Annotated in this window: 5 protein-coding genes; 3 read left to right on the forward strand and 2 right to left on the reverse strand. The window is 34.6% G+C overall.

What is annotated here, in order from left to right; all coding sequences use genetic code 11:
• The coding region (locus tag ENL20_13010; protein HHE39468.1) for a hypothetical protein at positions 1–339 on the forward strand (339 nt) is incomplete at its 5' end.
• A 19-nt stretch (positions 340–358) separates the two neighbouring features.
• Here the strand turns inward: ENL20_13010 and ENL20_13015 are convergent.
• A complete protein-coding gene (locus ENL20_13015) occupies positions 359–682 on the reverse strand; it encodes a type II toxin-antitoxin system PemK/MazF family toxin (protein HHE39469.1) in 324 nt (107 codons plus the stop codon).
• Positions 676–924 (reverse strand): AbrB/MazE/SpoVT family DNA-binding domain-containing protein, encoded by a 249-nt coding sequence (locus ENL20_13020; protein HHE39470.1) that lies wholly within the window; start codon positions 922–924, stop codon positions 676–678. Before ENL20_13020 ends, ENL20_13015 begins: the two co-directional genes overlap by 7 nt.
• 40 nt (positions 925–964) lie before the next feature.
• Here ENL20_13020 and ENL20_13025 point away from each other — a divergent pair, with 40 nt between their 5' ends.
• Together ENL20_13025 and ENL20_13030 are read left to right on the forward strand one after the other, a co-directional pair.
• Positions 965–1,072 (forward strand): hypothetical protein, encoded by a 108-nt coding sequence (locus tag ENL20_13025; GenBank protein ID HHE39471.1) that lies wholly within the window; start codon positions 965–967, stop codon positions 1,070–1,072.
• Positions 1,073–1,411: 339 nt separating this feature from the next.
• On the forward strand, positions 1,412–4,075 hold a 2,664-nt coding region (locus tag ENL20_13030; GenBank protein ID HHE39472.1), incomplete at its 3' end, for a hypothetical protein.

Raw genomic sequence — 4,075 nt, forward strand, 5'->3', positions numbered from 1 at the left:
GGAACCAAGCTTCCTGATAATAAGGAAATGTTCGCTTTGATGAATGAAAAAGGAATTGCGGAAAATAAACTCAAACAAATTCTCAAATATCTGATCGAAAAGAAAAAAGTATATTTTATCAAACAAATCTATCTGCACGCTGATCTTATTGAAAATTCCAAAAAACTTCTGATCGATTTTTTAAAGAAGCATGAAGAGGGAATTACTGTTGCTCAATTTCGTGATCTGATAAACAGTAATCGGGCAACTTCGTTGTTACTGCTGGAATTTTTTGATAATGAAGGGATAACTTTACGAAAAGATAATTTGAGGATTTTTAAGAAGAGTTTTCTCAAATAAAACCTAAAAATAAGTAAAATTAATCAACCAACATCTCTTTAATGGTATTTTTAACCTGCCGGATTATTTTGTGGTCGAGATGTCCAAGTTTTTTCACTAATCTTTTCTTATCGACAGTTCTGATCTGATCCAGAACGATCCAACCTGATTTATTACTGAAATTCAACCTTATTCGAGTTGGATAATCATGCGATTTAGTTATCATGGGAGCAATGATAACTGTAGCAATATTTCGATTCATTTCATCTGGAGAAACTACAACACAAGGACGGGATTTTTTGATTTCATGACCGATAGTGGGATCAAGAGAAATCAGGAAAATATCGTATTGTTCGATCACCATACCCAATCCTGATTATTTATATCTATCTTGCCATCGATAAAAAGTCTGTCATCGCTGTTTTTATGCATTTTTTTAAATTCTTTATCCCAGTTTTTCCTGGGATTTTCATTAAAAGGTCTGATCATTATCAGGTCATCATTCACTTCCAAATCAACAAAGTTCTTAATATGACATTGCTCTAATATTATTTTTGGTATTCTTATACCTTTTGAATTTCCAATTGCTATCAAGTTTGCTTTCATTTTTTTTACCTCCAATTTAATTACATTATAGTTACTTTATATGTCAAATAAAAATTTAATGAAAACACAACTGGAATTTTTTGATAATGAAGGGATAACTTTACGAAAAGATAATTTGAGGATTTTTAAGAAGAGTTTTTTGAAATAGATCAGGAAAATTTCACAAGTTGTAATGAAGATACGGTTTCTATTACTCATAAATTCTGGAATATATCTTGCATAAATCATTGACCGATAATTTATGTAATTTTTTTTGAATTATTGGAGAATAAATGAGTTCTGCACAACTGGGTGACTTGCAATGAAGAATTTAGAGAGGCGTCTTTGCGAGGATTTCTTCCTGCTTTTACAAACGAAGCAATCTCATTCTTCATAGTAAGTTGGAGTTTCAGATTGCTTCGCAGGAATTTCTATGTAAGACATCTCGCAATGACAATTTCGATTGTTGCAGAACACTTTTTGAAAAAAATATTGTGAGGAATTAAATATGGGAAAAAAGATTTTTTTAATGATCTTGTTCTGTGCTTCTATTTTACTTGTTTCAAGTGAATTACAAATATCCGGTCTGAACGGAAATATCATCATTTCAGGAAATCCCACCGACTTTGAAATAACAGAAAATCCGGATAATGAATATTTAGAGATCAATGTTAAAAACTGTCAAAACAATGGAATTATTGGGAGTCCGGAACTTCCAAAATATACAAAACTTGTAAACTTACCTGACAATGGGAATTATACAGTAAAAGAAATAGATTACGATTTTAATGAAATTTCTCTTAATAAAAAGATCATCTTTTCCGGTTGGGAAGATAATGAAGAACCGAATCAGGAAATCTATGAAATAGACAGATGGATTCCTGAAGAAATTGTTTTTATCGGTGATCCGGTCATTATGAGAAGTATCCGCTTTTCGCAGGTTTCGGTAGCAGTTGTTCAATATAACCCGGTTTTGAATAAAATAAGATTACTGAAAGATATAAACATCGAATTTGAAATCGATCATTCGATCACAAAAAATCCGATTAAAAATAACAGGAATGTTTCTACTTCAACCTTTAATAAGATCGCTTCCTCAAAAATATTCGGGATAGAACCTGATCGTTCTGAAAATCAGGGAAGTTACCTTTTTATTTGCCCTGATAACTGCGTTTCTGCATTACAACCTCTTGCGAGATGGAAAGAGAAATTAGGATTTAAAACAAAAATTGTGCCAAAATCAGAAACAGGCTCAACTTTTAATCAAATTAGAAATTATCTCCAGAATGCTTATGATAACTGGGAAATTCCTCCCGAATATGTAGTTCTGGTCGGAGATGTGGACGGCAGTTTTGTCATTCCGGCTGATTATATCGACGGTTATCTGACCTATACCGATGTTACTGATCATTCCTATACTTTACTCGAAGGTGATGATTATTTCCCGGACATAATGATCGGAAGATTATCAATAAGGACAATCCAGCAATTGCAGACGATCATTAATAAAATCATCAGTTACGAGAGTAATCCTGAAACAAGTTCCGACTGGTTCACAAGAGCGATCATGCTCAGTGTTGTGATGAACGGCTGGTATGAATATAATTCCGGGAGAGAGACTGTAATGGCTTGCCGCGAAAAACTCCTGGATTTCACTTATACATTCGTTGATACTTTTATTTCACCTTACCAGTCTAATAATAATTATATCGACAATTTTATCAATACCGGCTGCACTTTTGTGAATTATCGCGGTTTTGGCGGTCCTGGTTACTGGTCGAGTAGCTGGGGTTCGATGTATAACATTAATGATGTTCAGTCTTTGAACAATGGTTACAAACTTCCCATGATCACGAGTATAGTTTGCGGTGGCGGAGATTATGCAACTTATGATTATCCCAGTTGCTTTGGAGAAACCTGGCTCAATAGCGGTTCTCCTGCCTTACCAAAGGGTGCGATTGGTTTTATCGGACCGAGTGAGCATGATACAAAAACACCATTTAATAATGCCAATGATATTGGAATTTATCAGGGTATAACCCAGGAAGAACTTTTCAGATGCGGTGAAATGCTTTTACGCGGGAAAATGGAACTTTATATCAATTATCCGAATTGCCATGACATGGATGGAAATAATGATGCCAATGATTCCGATCAATTTTATTTTTATGTCTATAATTTATTAGGAGATCCAGGACTTTCGATCTGGACGGATGTTCCCCAAAATGTAGATATTTCTTTTGCTCCGATCATAACAGACGGAGATAATTATCTTAATATCGAAATTTCTGATCAGTTGGAAAATAAAACGGATTTTGTAATTGCGGTCACTAATGATGATAGTTTGATAGCCAGAGGAATTACAGATGCTTTTGGTTCGGTTAATATTCCCTTGAATCTGGAAATCGGTGAGTATTCGGTAACAGTCTCAAAATACGGATATATTCCCAAAACCGAAGATTTGACAGTTGAAGATGGGAATCTCATCAGCTTAAATGATTTCTCATTCCTGAATGAAACATTTTCAGGTTCTCTAATCGATCTTGAGATCACTTTGAAAAATACAGCAGAATTTAATGCCGAAAATATTAATCTGGAATTAATATCAAATGATGAATTTATTGAAATTATTTCAGGAACTTTCTCCATCGCTGAAATGATCCCGGAAGCAACAACCACAACTCAATTTCAATGCCAGATTGGAAATGAATGGTTTGATGGTGCGATCAAAGAACTGTTCTTAAATGTTTCTTCAAATCTCGGAGATGATACATTTCTCATTCCGGTTGAGATCATTTCACCGGAAATGATCCTTTCCGAATTTATGGTTGTGAATTCCGATAATGCCTTGATCCAGAACCAGACAGATGAAGTTTATATCCGGCTTTTGAATGGCGGAAACCAGGAGAGCGGAGATCTATCAGTAGCTTTAGAATGTTCAAACGGGAAAGCTACTATTAATTCCGGAGTCAGTTCTTATCCAAATATTGATATTGATAGTTCCGTATTATGTGAAGTTCCTTTTGAAATCACGCCGGGTGATGTTATAACCGGAGATCAGGCAACTTTTAACCTGGAAATTTCTAATAATGGAAATGTTGTTCAAATCCTGACTTTTTCTATACCCATCGGGATCATCGATCAGGACAGTCCGACTTTCAGCGATTACGGA

The organism is Candidatus Cloacimonadota bacterium, assembly GCA_011372345.1.
In the GTDB taxonomy this organism is placed as follows: domain Bacteria; phylum Cloacimonadota; class Cloacimonadia; order Cloacimonadales; family TCS61; genus DRTC01.

Bases quoted from the DNA above. Each gene is read 5' to 3' on its own strand.
- ENL20_13020 (HHE39470.1), bottom strand. From the start codon at position 924: ATGAAAGCAAACTTGATAGCAATTGGAAATTCAAAAGGTATAAGAATA.
- ENL20_13015 (HHE39469.1), bottom strand. From the start codon at position 682: ATGGTGATCGAACAATACGATATTTTCCTGATTTCTCTTGATCCCACT.
- ENL20_13025 (HHE39471.1), top strand. From the start codon at position 965: ATGTCAAATAAAAATTTAATGAAAACACAACTGGAATTTTTTGATAAT.